This is a genomic window from Azonexus hydrophilus (assembly GCF_038368255.1).
GTDB lineage: Bacteria > Pseudomonadota > Gammaproteobacteria > Burkholderiales > Rhodocyclaceae > Azonexus > Azonexus hydrophilus.
Genome location: NZ_CP151406.1, coordinates 1,213,313 through 1,228,156, shown reverse-complemented (window position 1 = coordinate 1,228,156; position 14,844 = coordinate 1,213,313). Strand labels below are relative to the sequence as shown.

General features: G+C 63.7%; 14 protein-coding genes. 3 read left to right on the top strand and 11 right to left on the bottom strand.

Going from position 1 to position 14,844, the window contains the following annotated elements:
• Window positions 1-24 precede the first annotated feature (24 nt).
• Entirely contained in the window at window positions 25-1,323 is a 1,299-nt protein-coding gene (gene rlmD / locus AADV58_RS05960; protein WP_028996229.1) for a 23S rRNA (uracil(1939)-C(5))-methyltransferase RlmD, read from the bottom strand.
• A 235-nt stretch (window positions 1,324-1,558) separates the two neighbouring features.
• On the opposite strand from rlmD, the gene AADV58_RS05955 reads away from it, so the two are divergent.
• Entirely contained in the window at window positions 1,559-1,831 is a 273-nt protein-coding gene (locus AADV58_RS05955; protein ID WP_341744310.1) for a hypothetical protein, read from the top strand.
• Window positions 1,832-1,929: 98 nt separating this feature from the next.
• Here AADV58_RS05955 and bamC read toward each other — a convergent pair whose 3' ends face one another.
• The 5 genes from bamC to AADV58_RS05930 form a co-directional block, all read right to left on the bottom strand.
• Window positions 1,930-3,063, bottom strand: coding sequence for an outer membrane protein assembly factor BamC (bamC, locus tag AADV58_RS05950; RefSeq protein WP_028996231.1), 1,134 nt, complete (start codon window positions 3,061-3,063; stop codon window positions 1,930-1,932).
• 15 nt (window positions 3,064-3,078) lie between these two features.
• Window positions 3,079-3,957 carry a 4-hydroxy-tetrahydrodipicolinate synthase gene (gene dapA / locus AADV58_RS05945; RefSeq protein ID WP_341744309.1) on the bottom strand — a complete coding sequence of 293 codons (879 nt, stop codon included), beginning with the start codon at window positions 3,955-3,957 and terminating at the stop codon, window positions 3,079-3,081.
• 77 nt (window positions 3,958-4,034) lie between these two features.
• On the bottom strand, window positions 4,035-5,012 hold the full coding sequence (gene tilS / locus AADV58_RS05940; protein WP_341744308.1) for a tRNA lysidine(34) synthetase TilS: 978 nt from the start codon (window positions 5,010-5,012) through the stop codon (window positions 4,035-4,037).
• Window positions 4,981-5,949 (bottom strand): acetyl-CoA carboxylase carboxyltransferase subunit alpha, encoded by a 969-nt coding sequence (locus AADV58_RS05935; protein ID WP_281982094.1) that lies wholly within the window; start codon window positions 5,947-5,949, stop codon window positions 4,981-4,983. Before AADV58_RS05935 ends, tilS begins: the two co-directional genes overlap by 32 nt.
• A 59-nt stretch (window positions 5,950-6,008) precedes the next feature.
• Window positions 6,009-6,635 carry a DNA-3-methyladenine glycosylase gene (locus AADV58_RS05930; protein ID WP_341744307.1) on the bottom strand — a complete coding sequence of 209 codons (627 nt, stop codon included), beginning with the start codon at window positions 6,633-6,635 and terminating at the stop codon, window positions 6,009-6,011.
• 27 nt (window positions 6,636-6,662) lie between these two features.
• Here AADV58_RS05930 and AADV58_RS05925 point away from each other — a divergent pair, with 27 nt between their 5' ends.
• The gene (locus tag AADV58_RS05925; RefSeq protein WP_341744306.1) at window positions 6,663-7,823 is read left to right on the top strand and encodes an EAL and HDOD domain-containing protein; all 1,161 of its coding nucleotides are present in this window, start codon (window positions 6,663-6,665) and stop codon (window positions 7,821-7,823) included.
• Here AADV58_RS05925 and AADV58_RS05920 read toward each other — a convergent pair whose 3' ends face one another.
• A complete protein-coding gene (locus AADV58_RS05920; RefSeq protein WP_341744305.1) occupies window positions 7,824-8,465 on the bottom strand; it encodes an MBL fold metallo-hydrolase in 642 nt (213 codons plus the stop codon).
• A gap of 113 nt (window positions 8,466-8,578) precedes the next feature.
• Here AADV58_RS05920 and AADV58_RS05915 point away from each other — a divergent pair, with 113 nt between their 5' ends.
• Window positions 8,579-9,415 carry an HDOD domain-containing protein gene (locus AADV58_RS05915; RefSeq protein WP_281982099.1) on the top strand — a complete coding sequence of 279 codons (837 nt, stop codon included), beginning with the start codon at window positions 8,579-8,581 and terminating at the stop codon, window positions 9,413-9,415.
• Here AADV58_RS05915 and AADV58_RS05910 read toward each other — a convergent pair.
• The 4 genes from AADV58_RS05910 to AADV58_RS05895 all read right to left on the bottom strand — a co-directional run bounded on the left by AADV58_RS05910 (window position 9,403) and on the right by AADV58_RS05895 (window position 14,801).
• The gene (locus AADV58_RS05910; protein WP_281982101.1) at window positions 9,403-9,537 is read right to left on the bottom strand and encodes a hypothetical protein; all 135 of its coding nucleotides are present in this window, start codon (window positions 9,535-9,537) and stop codon (window positions 9,403-9,405) included. The two genes, AADV58_RS05915 and AADV58_RS05910, sit on opposite strands and share 13 nt — an antisense overlap.
• A complete protein-coding gene (locus tag AADV58_RS05905) occupies window positions 9,534-10,739 on the bottom strand; it encodes an MFS transporter (RefSeq protein WP_281982103.1) in 1,206 nt (401 codons plus the stop codon). Before AADV58_RS05905 ends, AADV58_RS05910 begins: the two co-directional genes overlap by 4 nt.
• A gap of 19 nt (window positions 10,740-10,758) precedes the next feature.
• Window positions 10,759-12,684: an ATP-binding cassette domain-containing protein gene (locus tag AADV58_RS05900; RefSeq protein ID WP_028996238.1), complete on the bottom strand. Its 1,926-nt coding sequence runs from the start codon at window positions 12,682-12,684 to the stop codon at window positions 10,759-10,761.
• A 71-nt stretch (window positions 12,685-12,755) separates the two neighbouring features.
• Window positions 12,756-14,801, bottom strand: coding sequence for a methyl-accepting chemotaxis protein (locus tag AADV58_RS05895; protein ID WP_341744304.1), 2,046 nt, complete (start codon window positions 14,799-14,801; stop codon window positions 12,756-12,758).
• Window positions 14,802-14,844: the final 43 nt, after the last annotated feature.

Below are 14,844 nucleotides of genomic sequence, written 5' to 3'. Positions count from 1 at the left end.
AAGGGCGGCCGAGGCCGCCCTTTTTCATGCCCGCTCGAAAAGTGCAATCGATTCGACGTGAGCGGTGTGCGGGAACATGTTGACGATACCCGCTGCGGCCAGTCGGTAGCCCTTGAGCGAAACCAGTACGCCGGCGTCACGGGCCAGCGTGGCCGGGTTGCAGGAAACATAAACCAGGCGACCCGGCGCATCGTCGCCGAGCGCCTTGCACAATTCAAGCGCGCCTTCGCGCGGCGGGTCGATCAGCATCTTGTCGAAGCGACCGAGTTTGGCCAGCGACTGCTCGGTGCACTCGAACAGATTGGCGACGCCGAACTCGACCCACTTGCCAAGACCGTTCGCCAGCGCCGCCTCGCGCCCGCGGGCAACCAATGCCGGGCTGCCTTCGATACCGACGACCGAGGCACCGCTGCGCGCAATCGGCAGGGTGAAGTTACCCAGGCCGCAGAACATGTCGGCGATCCGCTCACCCGGTTGCGGATCGAGCAGGCGTAACGCGCGGCGGACCATGACGCGATTCACCGCATGGTTGACCTGGGTGAAATCGGTCGGCCGGAAATCCAGTTCGAGATCGAACTCGGGCAGCGTGTAGGACAGGCGCGGCCCCGGTAATGGATGGAAGCGCCGGGCACTGTCCGGACCGGCCGGCTGGAGGTAGATCACCACGTCGTGACGATCGGCAAATGCCCGAACCGACTTCTCGTCGCCCCCGATCAGCGGCTGAAGGATACGGAAGACCAGCGTCGTACAGTGCTCGCCGACGGCCACTTCGATCTGCGGCAGACGATCGGCAACGCTCAGACCACCGATCAGCTCACGCAAGGGCATCAGCAAGTCGGAAACGTGAGGAGGCAGCACCAGGCAGCTGCGAATGTCAGCGATATAGCTACTGCGCCACTCATGGAAGCCGATCAGCATGCCACCGCGCGAATCGACCTTGCGCACGCCCAAGCGCGCCCGGTGACGGTAGCCCCAGGGCGCACCGTGGATCGGCGGCAGGATGGTTTCGGCACGAACGCGACCGATATGCCACAGGCTATCCTCCAGCACACGCTGCTTGGCGGCGATCTGCGCCGACGGCTCCATGTGCTGCATGGCACAGCCACCGCAGATGCCGAAATGCGGGCAAGCCGGTTCGACACGGGCGACCGATGGCTTCAGCACCCGCACCAGATGAGCCAGCTCGTACTTGGGCTTGCGCCGGAAACTGGCGTATTCGACGGTTTCCCCCGGCAGCGCACCATCGACAAAGATAGCCTTGCCATCCTCGCGAACGATGCCGCGCGCTTCGTGATCCAGCGATTCGACTTTGCCGACCGGCATGCCCACTCCCGTTAAAAGGCGAATTCTATCAACCACCTTTTCCCGACGCCATGCTCGGGGATCGCCCAGCGCACTGCAGCAATCGTGAAATTTTGTTCAAATGCCATCTTTAGCGTGACAATCGCGTATTGCGCTGCGTCGCAACATTTTTTTTGCGCTATAATTTTGTGCGGATCGGTTGAAGCCGACCTGATATATATCTCGAATTTTTGTTTCTTGTCGATAAGGAAATCTCATGAACAAGTCCCTCCTCGTTGCTGCTCTGATCGCCCTCGGCCTGACCGCTTGCGGTAAGAAGGAAGAGCCGGTTGTTGCCGCTCCGGCTCCGGTTCAAGAACAAGCTGCTCCGGCCGCTCCGGCTGCTGCTCCGGCTGACGCTGCTGCTCCGGCTGCTGCTCCGGCTGCTGCTCCGGCTGATGCTGCCGCCGCTCCGGCCGCTGCCCCGGCTGCCCCGGCTGACGCTGCTGCCGCTCCGGCTGCTGCCCCGGCTGCTGAAGAAAAGAAGTAATTCTTTTCCAGTACCAATGAAAAACGGGGCTTCGGCCCCGTTTTTCATTTCCGCTGCCCAAACACCGATGGCCGAAGCCACCGGTGTCCTGCTGGAACTTACTGTAGTTGCTGCTGCAGCAGACCGAGAATCCGGCGTGCCGTCTCGGAGCGATCGACACCACCCTCGCTGGTCAGCACCTGCACCGTGGAGCTGCTGCCACCGCTGTTGCTGACGTGCACGCGATACTGCTCGCGCGACGTCGCCGACTTGTCGGACCCACGCCAGAATGCCAGCTTCGACAGCACACCATCCGGTTTCTTGCTGGCATTGTCGATCTCGGGATCAACGTAACGGACGAAATAGAGGCCAGCGGCACGGTCACGATCTTCAACGGTGAAACCGACCCGATCCAGCGCCAGACCGACGCGACGCCAGGCACGGTCGAAGCGGTCGAAGACTTCCAGCTTGCCGCCGCCATCCTCAGCCCCGGCGAGACGCGCCCGCGGCTCGGCCTTGGGGGTTGCCAGAGCAGCCTCCGCACGCTTGCCATCGGCGCCGAGACGGACCATCAGACGGCGCAGCATCTCCGCCTCAAGTTCGGGATCCGGCGCACGTGGTTGCCAGCGGGTTTCATCTTTGGACGAAGAGGTATATACCTCCTCCATCGCCCGGTGGCTGATGTAAATTTCAGTCGTTCCGGGTTGGCTGCCAGGCTCAAGACGGGTACGGAACTTGTCACGCTCGCCCGAGGAATAAAAAGATTCGATCAGACGCCCCAGAGTACTGCGGATGATATCCGACGGAATCTTGGCCCGGTTTTCCGCCCAGTCGGTTTCCATCACGCCGGCTTCTGGACGCTCGATATTGACGATGAAGCCGGTTTCCTGCCAGAAATCCTTGATCGTGTCCCACAAGGCATCGGCAGGCACGGCCGCAACCAACCAGCGCTGGCTGCCGGAACGCTCAACTCTCACCTTGTCCACTTCTGGCAGGACAAAAACCTGCCCGACCTGGGCCCCCGGTTGACGCTCGGCCGCATAGGCTGAGAAAGTGGCAGAGCCACGGCCGGCATCGTCGGGCACGAGATAGCGATCATCACGGCTGATCTGCGACAGGTCTGGCGGCACCTCAAGCGTCGGCACCTTGCCGGCAGATTTGTAATCGATCTTGCGTGACTCGGGTAGCATGCTGCAACCGGCGACAGCAACGGCGATGATGCTCAGGGTAAAACCGGAAATCCGACGATTCATCTTTTTCATACTCCGTCAGGCATTGATGCCAGCCTGGCGCATCGCGGCCAGTACGCGTGCCTGATTGGCTTCGGTCAACGGGGTCAGCGGCAGGCGGATACCTGCCGGCATCAGGCCCATGCGGCTGACCGCCCACTTGACCGGAATCGGGTTGGCCTCGCAGAACAGATCGCGGTGCAGGCCGAGCAGACGGAAATGAATCTCCTTGGCCTTGGCGACATCTCCGGCCGCCGCCGCAACGCACATTTCATGCATCAGGCGCGGCGCAACGTTGGCGGTCACCGAAATATTGCCGTGGAAACCCATCATGATCGACAGCACGCAGGTCGGGTCGTCGCCGCTGTACAGCGCGAAGCCCTTGGGCGCGCGCTGGATCAGGTCGTAGGCGCGATCCATGTTGCCGGTGGCGTCCTTGACGCCGACAATGCCGGGCACTTCGGCAAGGCGCAGGATGGTGTCGTTGCTCATGTCGGCAACGGTGCGCCCCGGCACGTTGTACAGCAGCACCGGCAGTTCGACGGCCTCGGCAATCGCCTTGAAGTGGCGGTACAGGCCTTCCTGGGTCGGCTTGTTGTAGTAGGGCACGACCGACAACGCCATGTCGGCACCGGCCTCCTTGGCAAAGCGGGTCAGTTCGATGGCTTCCGCCGTCGAGTTGGCGCCTGTCCCGGCGATCACCGGAATCCTGCCGGCAGCGTGATCAACGGTGAGCTTGATCAATTCGCAGTGTTCCTCGACATTGACCGTCGGCGACTCACCGGTCGTACCGACAACAACGATGGCATCGGTGCCTTCCTTGATGTGGAAGTCGACCAGATTGCGCAGGGAATTCAAATCGAGGCTGCCATCCTCGTGCATGGGCGTAACGATGGCGACAAGGGATCCGGTAATCATGGCCTGTATGCGTGAAATTAATCCAGTGATTGTAACTGAAGCCTTCCGACAGGGGAAAGGCGCTCGGTAACCAATTGTTATTCCTTCGGCAACCAGGCCAGCCGCCCCCGGGACAAGCGCATCCGTCCCGCCGGCAGGGACAGTTCCGGATGCCGGTCGGGCGCAGCACTGAGCAGTTGGCGGGCGAACTCGGCCAGCCGGTCGGCCACCGGGACTTGCCAGCCCAGCACCTGCAGACGCCAGCGCAGCAGGTTTTTCAGACGGGCCATCGACAAGGTACGCAAACCGCTCAGACTGGCCTGATCGCCCACCGCGACCGCCTGCCAGTCGGCCGCCGCCAGTTCATCGAGCAGATCCGCCGCCTCGCGGAAATTGTCGGCGGCCCGCGCCAGCGCGGCCTCGGCGCCGGGAAAACGACCGGCAATCTCGGGCAGCACCCGATGGCGCAGGAAATTGCGCGAAAACCCGGTATCGGCATTGCTTTCGTCCTCGACCCAGTCCAGACCGAGCTCGCGGGCACAGGCTTCGATCTCAAGCCGAGGCACGCCTAGCAAGGGGCGCAGGATGCGCCGCCCCTGCCAGACCCGTTGGTTGCGCATGCCGGCTGCGCCGGCAACCCCGCTGCCGCGCAGCAGATTGAACAGCACGGTCTCGGCCTGATCGCCGCGGTGCTGGGCCAGCAACAGGTTGCAAGTTGTTGGCAGATGCGCGGCAAATGCCGCATAACGGGCTTCGCGAGCTGCCGCTTCAACGCCACAACCGCTGCTGCGGTCGACGGAAACCCGGGCAACCGTCAGCGGAACGGCCAGTTGCCGGCAATAGTCATGACAGAATTGCGCCCACGCATCGGCATGCGGCGACAGTCCGTGGTGCACATGGATCGCGGAGATGCCCGCCGGCCAGCCCAGACGACCGAGGAGCGCGAGCAACAGCACCGAATCGCAGCCGCCGGACAAGCCGACGCAGATCGGCGCATCGCCGGCGCAGCGGTCGGCAACAAAGTCGCCGACCCGGGCGATCAGGTCAGGAAACGGCTTGTTCCTTGAACCGCCCATAGCTCATCAAACGCTCGTAGCGCTGGGCCAGCAACTCGTCGACCGGCAGGGCCGACAACTGCTTGAGGGATTCCTGCAGTGCCTTCTTGAGACTGGCCGCCATGGCGACATGGTCGCGATGGGCGCCGCCGGCCGGTTCGTTGACGATGCGGTCGATCAGCCCCAGGGTTTTCAGGCGCTGGGCCGTGATCCCCATGGTTTCGGCAGCGTCGGGGGCACGGTCGGCACTCTTCCACAGAATCGAGGCACAACCTTCCGGCGAAATCACCGAATAGGTCGAATACTGCAGCATCTGCACGGTGTCGCCGACGGCGATGGCCAGCGCACCGCCGGAACCGCCTTCACCGATGATGGTGACGATCACCGGCACCTTCAGTTCGGCCATCACGTACAGGTTGCGGCCGATGGCTTCGGACTGGCCGCGCTCTTCGGCGCCGATGCCGGGATAGGCACCGGGCGTGTCGACGAAGGTCATCACCGGCAGGCCGAATTTTTCCGCCAGCTTCATCAGGCGCAGGGCCTTACGATAGCCTTCCGGACGCGGCATGCCGAAGTTGCGATAGATCTTTTCCTTGGTGTCACGGCCCTTCTGATGGCCGATGACGACCACCGCCTGACCGTTGAAGCGGGCCAGGCCGCCGACGATCGCATGGTCGTCGGCAAAGGCGCGATCACCGTGCAATTCTTCGAAGTCGGTAAAGATGTGCTGGACGTAATCGAGCGTATATGGCCGCTGCGGATGGCGGGCCACCTGGGAAATCTGCCAGGGCGTGAGCTTGGCGTAGATATCCTTGGTTAGCTGGGCGCTCTTTTTCTCCAGCCGCCCGATCTCCTCGGAGATATCGACCGCACTGTCGTCCTGGACGAAGCGGAGCTGTTCGATCTTGGCTTCGAGGTCAGCGATGGATTGCTCGAAATCGAGAAAACTAGTTTTCATGGACTGCTCGGTTCTGAAGTTGGCGCGCATTTTACCCCAAAGGGCAGACGGTCAATCGATCAGTACTCAACTGGCACCGGATCAAGGCTGCGCCAGAGATACCAGGTCGCCACCGAACGCCATGGCCGCCAGCGTTCGCCGAAATCCGCCAACACCTGTCGCGAGGGCTTCTCGCCGCTCAGGTAGTGTGCGCCGACCGCCCGTTGCAGACCGATGTCGTCGAGCGGAAAGACATCGGGGCGCATCAGGTTGAAAATCAGGAACATTTCCGCCGTCCATCGCCCTATCCCGCGCACCCGGCACAATTCGGCGATCAATTCGGCATCGTCCTGATCGGCCCAGCCGACCGGATCGAGCCGACCATCGGCGAAGTGCGCCGCCAGATCGCACAGGTATTCGATCTTTCGCTGCGACAGCCCGCAACCCGCCAGCCCCGTCGTTCCCAAGCGCAGCACCTGTTCCGGCGCAACCGGCCCCAAACGCTCGACAAAGCGCGCCCAGACACTGTCGGCGGCCTTGACCGAGATCTGCTGACCGACGATGGATCGGGCCAGCGTGGCAAAAGAGTCGCCCCGGGAGACCAGCGAGGCATCGCCGTGGCGGGTAACCAACCCGGCCATCACGGCATCGCCCGCCGCCAGCACGCGCGAAGCCTCCCCCCAATACGTCGGCGAATTTGCTAACATCCCGCAAAACTCCTGCAACGGCAGAACATGACATCCCAGGTCCACACCTTCATCCACCCCCTGCTCGACCCGGTCGATGCCTGCGGTGGCTACCTCGTCGAACTGTCCGCCAACGGTTCTGAAAATCATCAGGCCACAGAATACATCGTCCGACATTCGCTGCTCGACGCTTTCGACCACCGGCATCCCTGGTTCGTGCCGGCAGCGCCGCTGGACAGCGCCAGCCCGGCACGTCTGATCGCCACCTTTCATACCTGCCCGTCGGCCCAGCCCGACCCGCTGGAGAGCGGCCTGCGCCAGTCAAAGCGCAAGCTGGCGCTGGCGCTGGCCGCCAACGGCAAACTCCCGGCCAGCGGCGCCTGGGAACACCTGCTGATCACCCTCAGCCAGGCAAGGACCCTGCCCTCCTTCACCCTGCAGGGCCTGTCGGCAAGAACGATGATCGTCGCCACCGGCGTGCAGAATCACAGCGACCGCGACTGGGCACACGGCCACGCCTGCACCCTGTGCACCGGCGAATACCTGATGACCCGCGCCGCGCTCGGCAAAAAGGCCGACACCACGCGCCAGAAGATGTTGCAACTGATCGCCCTGATCGCTCAGGATGCCGACACAGCAGAACTCGACCAGATCTTCCGTCAGGAAACCAAGCTGTCCTACAGCCTGCTGCGCCTGGTTAATTCCGCCGCCATCGCCCCGCGCACGCCGATCACCAGCTTTGCCCAGGCCATCAACCTGCTTGGCCGACGACAACTGGAACGCTGGCTGCAACTGCTGATCTACGCCGACCCGGAAAACGATCATCACCCGAACCCCCTGCTCTACAAAGCAGCGATTCGCGGCCGGCTGATGGAATTGCTGTCTGTGGAACTAAGCCCTGCACCCGATCTGCCCAACTTGGCTGACGGGGCTTTCATGATCGGCAGCTTCTCGTTGCTGGATGTGCTGCTCAACATGCCGATGGCGGAAATCCTGCAACAACTGCCGCTGGCCAGCACGGTCAACGCAGCGCTGGCGCACCACGGCGGCACCGCCGGCAAACTGTTGCTGGCACTGGAGGCTGCCGACCGCCGCAACCTGCCGGTCGCCACCGGCATTCTCGATGAACTGGGGATAGACCCGGCCCGCTTCGTCGATGCCCAGATGCAGGCACTGAGCTGGGCCGGCCGCATTCACCCGGCCGCCTGATCAGCCAAACCGCCCGCTGAGGAAGGGGTTGTAGCGACGCTCCTCGCCGAGCGTCGACATCGGCCCATGGCCGGGGATGAAATCGACATCGTCGCCCAGCGCGAACAGCTTGTTCTTGATCGAGGCAATCAGCGTGTCGTGGTCGCCGCGCGGGAAATCGGTACGACCGATCGAGCCCTGGAACAGCACATCGCCAACCTGAGCCAGCTTGCTCGGCGCATGGAAGAAGACGACATGGCCCGGCGTATGCCCGGGGCAGTGCAACACGTCGAGTTCGATGTCGCCGAAGCTGACCTTGTCGCCATCGTTGAGCCAGCGATCCGGCGTAAAGGCAGCCACCTCCGGAAAGCCGAACATCCGGCTCTGCTGGGCCATGCCCTCGATCCAGAACGCGTCTTCCGCATGCGGACCTTCGATCGTCACGCTGCAGCGTTCGGCCAGCGCGGCAACCGCACCGGCGTGATCGATATGGCCGTGGGTCACGAGGATTTTTGCCAGCGTCAGTTGCTCGGTTTCCAGCGCCCGCAGGATGCGTTCGATGTCGCCACCGGGGTCGATCACCACCGCCTGCCGGGTGTTTTCACACCAGAAAATGGTGCAATTCTGTTCGAAGGGCGTGACGGGAACGATCTGGTAACGCATGACGGACATCCGGAATTGATCAAGGGCTGCATTATTGCACGGGGTATCGCTTGCCCGCCGCGATGCCGCCACTTACACTCCGGGCCATACAGTCTTTCGCGGACATCGAGCGCATGATCGACCACCCTTTACCCGACCGGGACGCCTGGGTTCTGCTGTTCAGCAACAACAGCCTGCCCGTGCTGCGCGCGACCAAAAGACGGCTGGGCGAAATGCGCGAAGACCTCGACGATCTCGATGCCCGCGAACTGGCTCACCTGATCCTGCGCGACCCGATCATGACCGTGCGCGTGCTGGCCTACATCCAGCCGTTCCGCGGCCGCTCGCTGCAGCACGACATCACGACCATTGCCGGCGCCGTGATGATGTCCGGACTGCTGCCCTTCTTCCGTCGTTTCGACAATCTGCCAAGCATCGAAGACGCACTCAAGGCGCACGACCCGCACGCGCTGCTCGGCGTCCTTCACGTCATCCGGCGCGCCCAGCGTGCTGCCGACTACGCTCAGGACTGGGCGATCCGGCGTCAGGACATGAATCTCGAGGAAATCCGCATTGCCGCGCTGCTGCACGATCTGGCGGAAATTCTGGTGTGGTGTTTCGCCCCCAGCCTGGCGCTGGACATCCAGGCCCGGCAACAGGCGCAGCCGACGATGCGCAGTGCCGAAGCCCAGTATCAGGTGCTGGGACTGACCTATCAGGATATCCAGGTCGCCCTGTGCAAGGTCTGGCACCTGCCCGACCTGCTGTCCCTCTTGATCGACGACCAGCATCAGGATCAGGTCCGCGTACGCAACGTTTCGCTGGCCGTCCGCCTGGCCCGCCATTCGGCGCATGGCTGGGACGACCCGGCCCTGCCGGACGACTACCGCGACATCGGCGAACTACTGCACCTGAGCCCGGATGCGGTCCGCCGGCACCTTGGCGTCGCGGACGACGATCAACCGCAATAGTTCAGGTTGGTCCAGTCGAGCAGCAGTTCCGGCATCTGGTAGGCCATGAAGATGAAGGCCAGCAGCACGCCGGCCAGGGCCAGCCCGACCCCGGCCAGGAACCAGCGCCATTGCGGTTTCATGCGGTCGCCGGCCGCAGCAGCGGCTTTTCATTGATCGGCCACGAACACAGCGCCGCCGCCACCGACAGCACGATGGCGATGATCCACGCCAGTTCGTAGGAACCGGTCTGGTCGAAAATGCGCCCGCCCAGCCAGGCGCCGAGGAAGCTGCCGAGCTGGTGGCCGAGGAAGACGATGCCGGTCAGCATCGACATGTAGCGCAGGCCGAATATCTGCGCTACCAGGCCGTTGGTCAGCGGCACCGTGCCCAGCCAGAGGATGCCCATCACCGCCGCGAACACCCAGGCACTGACCGTGGTCAGCGGCAGCATCATGAAGATCAGGATGGCCACCGCCCGCGCCGCATAGATCAGCACCAGCAGGTTCTTCTTGCTGCCGCAGCCGCCGGCCCAGCCGAACAGGAAGGAACCGAAGATGTTGAACAGGCCGATCAGCGCCACCGCGGTCATGCCGACATTGGCGGTCAGACCGCCGTCGACCAGAAAGGACGGCAGGTGCAGCATGATGAAGGCCGTCTGGAAACCGCACACGAAATAGCCCCAGAACAGGTAATGGAAGCTCTTCTGGCCACCCGCCTCGCGCAGCGCCTGGGCAATCGACTGGCCGCCGCCGGCCGCCGGTTTGTGGCCGTCGGCCATGGCATAGGCCAGCGGGGCGATCAGGCCGACCCCGCAAGCGAGCAGAACCAGCGCGCTCTGCCAGCCGTAGGCGGTGATCAACGCCTGGCCGATGGGGAGCACGGCAAACTGGCCGAAGGAACCGCCGGCGCTGGCGATGCCAAGCGCCAGGCTGCGTTTCTCGGGGGTCGTGTGCCGGCCGATGACGCCCATGATCACCGCAAAGGTCGTCCCCGACAGGCCGAGGCCGATCAGCACGCCGGCCGTCAGGTCGAAGGCCAGCGGCGAGGCGGCCTGCGACATCAGCACCAGGCCAAGCACATATAGCACAGCGGCACCGACCACGGTGCGCCCGGCGCCGTGACGGTCAGCCAGCGCTCCGGCAAACGGCGAGGCCAGGCCCCAGACCAGGTTCTGCAGGGCAATGGCGAAGGAGAAAGTCTCCCGGCTCCAGCCATGGTCCAGGGTCATCGGTTGCAGGAACAGGCCGGCGGTGTGGCGCACGCCCATCGACAGGGTGAGGATCACGCAGCCAGCGATCAGGATGATCAGCGGCGTGCGCCAGATGGGTTTGGTCAGGGTCATCGGTCTACGATCCGCCGTTTCAGTTGGGGTTCCCGATACGGGCTTCAAGATTTTCCCAGCGCTCGAGCAGCGCCAGCAGTTCGTCGTCGATCGCCGCCAGCCGCTCGGACGCCTTCTGCGCGCCCTGCGGATCGCGCTGGTAGAGGCCGGGGTCTTCGAGCAATGCGGTCAGCTTCGCCTGTTCGGCTTCCAGCGCGGCGATCTTTTCCGGCAGCGCCTCCAGCTCGCGCTGTTCCTTCCAGCTCAGCTTGTCGGTTTTGGCTTTTGCCGCTTCGGCAGGCTTTGCGGCCGGTTTGACTTCGCTCTTCGGCTTGTCGACAACGACCTTGGGCTGGCTCGCCTGGTAGTTGGCCCAGTCGCTGTAGCCGCCGGCGTATTCCTTCCAGCGCCCGTTGCCTTCGGCGGCGATGGTCTGGGTGACGACGTTGTCGAGGAAGGTCCGGTCGTGGCTGACCAGGAAGAGCGTGCCGTCGTAGTCCTGGAGCAGTTGTTCGAGCAGTTCCAGAGTATCGATGTCGAGGTCGTTGGTCGGCTCGTCGAGAACCAGCACGTTGGCCGGCTTGGCGAATAGCCGGGCCAGCAGCAGCCGGTTGCGCTCGCCGCCGGAGAGCGAGCTGACCGGCGAACGGGCGCGCTCGGGCGCGAACAGGAAGTCTTCGAGATAACCAATGACATGCTTGCGGGCGCCGCCGATCTCGACCCAGTCGGAGCCCGGCGAAATGACGTCGGCCAGCGTCGAATCCGGATTGAGTTGGGTGCGGAACTGGTCGAAGTAGGCGATCTCCATCTTCGTGCCCTGACGCACGCTGCCGGCGTCCGGCTGCAGTTCGCCGAGGATCAACCGTAGCAGCGTCGTCTTGCCGGCGCCGTTGGGACCGATCAGGCCGATCTTGTCGCCACGCTGGATGCGCGCCGAGAAATCGGCGACGATGGGCCGTTGTCCGTAGGATTTGACGACATGATCGAGTTCGGCGACCAGCTTGCCGCTCTTGTCGCCGACTTCGAGCTGCAGGTTGACCTTGCCCATGCGCTCGCGCCGCGCCTGGCGTTCGGCGCGCAGGCGGTCAAGCCGCTGGACGCGGAACACCGCACGCGTGCGTCGCGCCTCGACGCCCTTGCGAATCCACACCTCCTCTTCCTTGAGCAGCTTGTCGGCGCGCGCGTTGGCCAGCGCCTCCTCGTGCAGCATCGCTTCCTTACGCTGCTGGTACTGGCTGAAGTTGCCGGGAAAACTGGCCAGCTGGCCGCGGTCGAGTTCGACGATACGGGTGCTGACCCGGTCGAGGAAGGAACGGTCGTGGGTGATGAACAGCAGGGTCACGCCCGATTCGATCAACAGCGTCTCCAGCCATTCGATGGCGGCGATGTCGAGGTGGTTGGTCGGCTCGTCGAGCAGCAGCACCTCCGGCGCCACCGCCAGCGCCTGGGCCAGCGCCAGGCGCTTCTTCTGACCACCGGACAGGCTGCCGACCTTCGCTTCCGGATCGAGCCCGAAACGGGCGATGACCTTTTCCGCCTGCGCCTCGTAGGCCCAGGCACCACGCGCCTCGAGTTCGTGCTGCAGCGTATCCATGCGCGCCAGCAGGGCGTCGTGATCGCCCTGCCCTTCGCCGAGGCGGTGCGACACCTCGTGATACTCGGCGAGCAGGGTCGAGGTCTCGCCCATGCCGGAAATCACGGCTTCGAACACCGAGTGTTCCGGATCGAAAGGCGGTTCCTGCGGCACGTAACCGACGCGAATGCCCGGCTGCACCCAGACCTCGCCGTCGTCCAGCCGCCCCTTGCCGGAACCGGCGGCCATCGCCGCCAGCAGCGACGATTTGCCGGTGCCGTTGCGACCGATCAGGGCGACGCGCTCGCCGGGATCGAGCTGAAACTCGGCATGATCCAGGAGCGGCACGTGGCCGTAGGCGAGACAGGCGTCGGAAAGTTTCAGGTAGGGCATCGGCGGCAATGAAAACGGCGCCCCGCGAGGCGCCGTGCACTGGGAAATTGGGAGATCCCGATTCTAATCGTTCAGGTGGTGAAACGGGAAAGTTGTGCCTGCAATTCGGCGGCCAGGCGTTCCAGTTCATGCGCCCGCTGACGGTTGCCGAGCGCGCGCTCGTTGGTGCCTTCGGCGGCCTGGGCGATATGCTCGACCAGGCGCGCGATTTCCTGGCTCGCGGCGCTCTGTTCCCGGGTTCCGTCGGCGATATGCATGATCACGCTGACCGTCTGCTCGGCCCGCTCGTCGATGGTAGTCAGCGATTCGCCGGCTTCGCGTGCCAGTTCGACACTGCCGGTCATGTTGCTGCTGACCGACTGCATGCGCCCGACGGCATTGTCGGTTTCCTGCAGGATGGCCGACACCGTGGTCGAGATTTCCTGCGTCGACAGGGCGGTACGTTCGGCCAGCTTGCGCACTTCGTCCGCCACCACGGCAAAGCCGCGGCCCTGCTCGCCGGCCCGCGCCGCCTCGATGGCGGCGTTGAGCGCCAGCAGGTTGGTCTGCTCGGCAATTTCGCGGATCACGCCGACCACGCTGGAAATCTGTTTCGAACGCTCGCCCAGCGACTCGATCAGGCGGGCCGATTCGCCAATATCGTCGGCCACCCGCTCAAGCTCCTGCATGGTCCGCTGGACCACCTGACGACCATTGGCGGTCACTTCCTTGGCCTCTTCGGAAATCTGCGCGGCCTGGCGGGCATTGTCGGCCACCTGCGAAATACTGACCGACAACTCCTCGACCGACGCGGCAATGCCGGACGCCGACTGCGATGCCTGACTGGCGCTTTCCAGTGCACGCTGCGCCGCGCCCTGCAACTCGTTGGCCGCTGCGCCGACCTGCCCGGAGGTCTGCGACGCGCCACTGACCAGCTTGCGCATGCTGCCGGCCATCTGGTTGAAGGCGTGGGCAATGACGTGCACCTCATTGCGACTGTCTGGATTGTCCTCCTGCACCGTCGCCCGCAAATCGCCGGCACTGACGCGGGAAACTTCAGTCACCAGCTGCGACAGACCGCGCAGGCGCGAATTGACCAGCACCAGCACGACCAGCGCCAGCACCACGGCGGCAACCAGGCTGACGACGATCAGCAGGTCGCGCAGGGCATGGCTTTCCTCCAGGTACTCCTCCAGCCAGCTGCCGGTCGCCACCGTCCATCCCCAGGATTCCGAGGTCGACGCGACAACGATCTTCTCGCGCTCGCTACCGCTGCCGTCGGGCATCCGGTAACGATAGGTACCGTTCTTTTTCTCCAGCAGGTCGAGGACCGATTGCTTGACCTCGGCCGACAGGTCGGTTTCGGAGATCAGCTTCTCCTGGTAACGCGGATGCAGCACGAATTCGCCATCGCCCTTGGTATCAGCCGGACGAACGATGTACACATAACCGGTCTTGCCAGCCACCAGGCTGCCGAATTGCGCCCGGATGCGCTTCAGTTCTTCTTCCAGAGAGATACGGACCGAATAGGCGCCCCAGGCCTTGCCATTGCCATCACGCAGCAGGCGAACGGTGCTGAAATAGTATTTGCCGCCGCGGATTGCCAACCCCTGGTAATCCTTGTCGGCCATCAGCGAACGGGCAACCGGGTCGTTCTCCGGCAAGGGCACGCCATGCATGGCCTTGCCTTCCTTGTTGCGCAGCAGCGTGGACAGGCGGTAGACCTTGCCCGAATGCAGCACAAGCAAGGCAGCATCGTCGCCGGTCAGGTTGCGGAAGGCAGCCAGTACGCGATCATTGGCGTTCAGTACCTCGCCCCCGAGGCGCATCACCGGCAGGTCGACGTCACCGGTACGCGCCATGCCCTCGCCCGGCTCGAGCTTGCCATTGAGGTAACGCAGGAAAAAATCGGACTGCCGGCTGCCGCGCTCACGCACGGCATCGAACAGGGCGTCGAGCATGCCCGACATCAATTTCGCTTCGTGCGTCAGATTGTGTTCGGCAACGCTCAATGCCGCCCCGTCGGCACGCTTCTGGACGATCAACGTCATCAGGGCGAAGACAAGGATCAGGGCTGCCAGGATGGCCATGATCAACTGCTGGGCAATCGGCCGATATGCAAATTTTCCAAACATCATATATCTCCTCCATTTTTTATATTCTTCTGGCCAATCTATCACA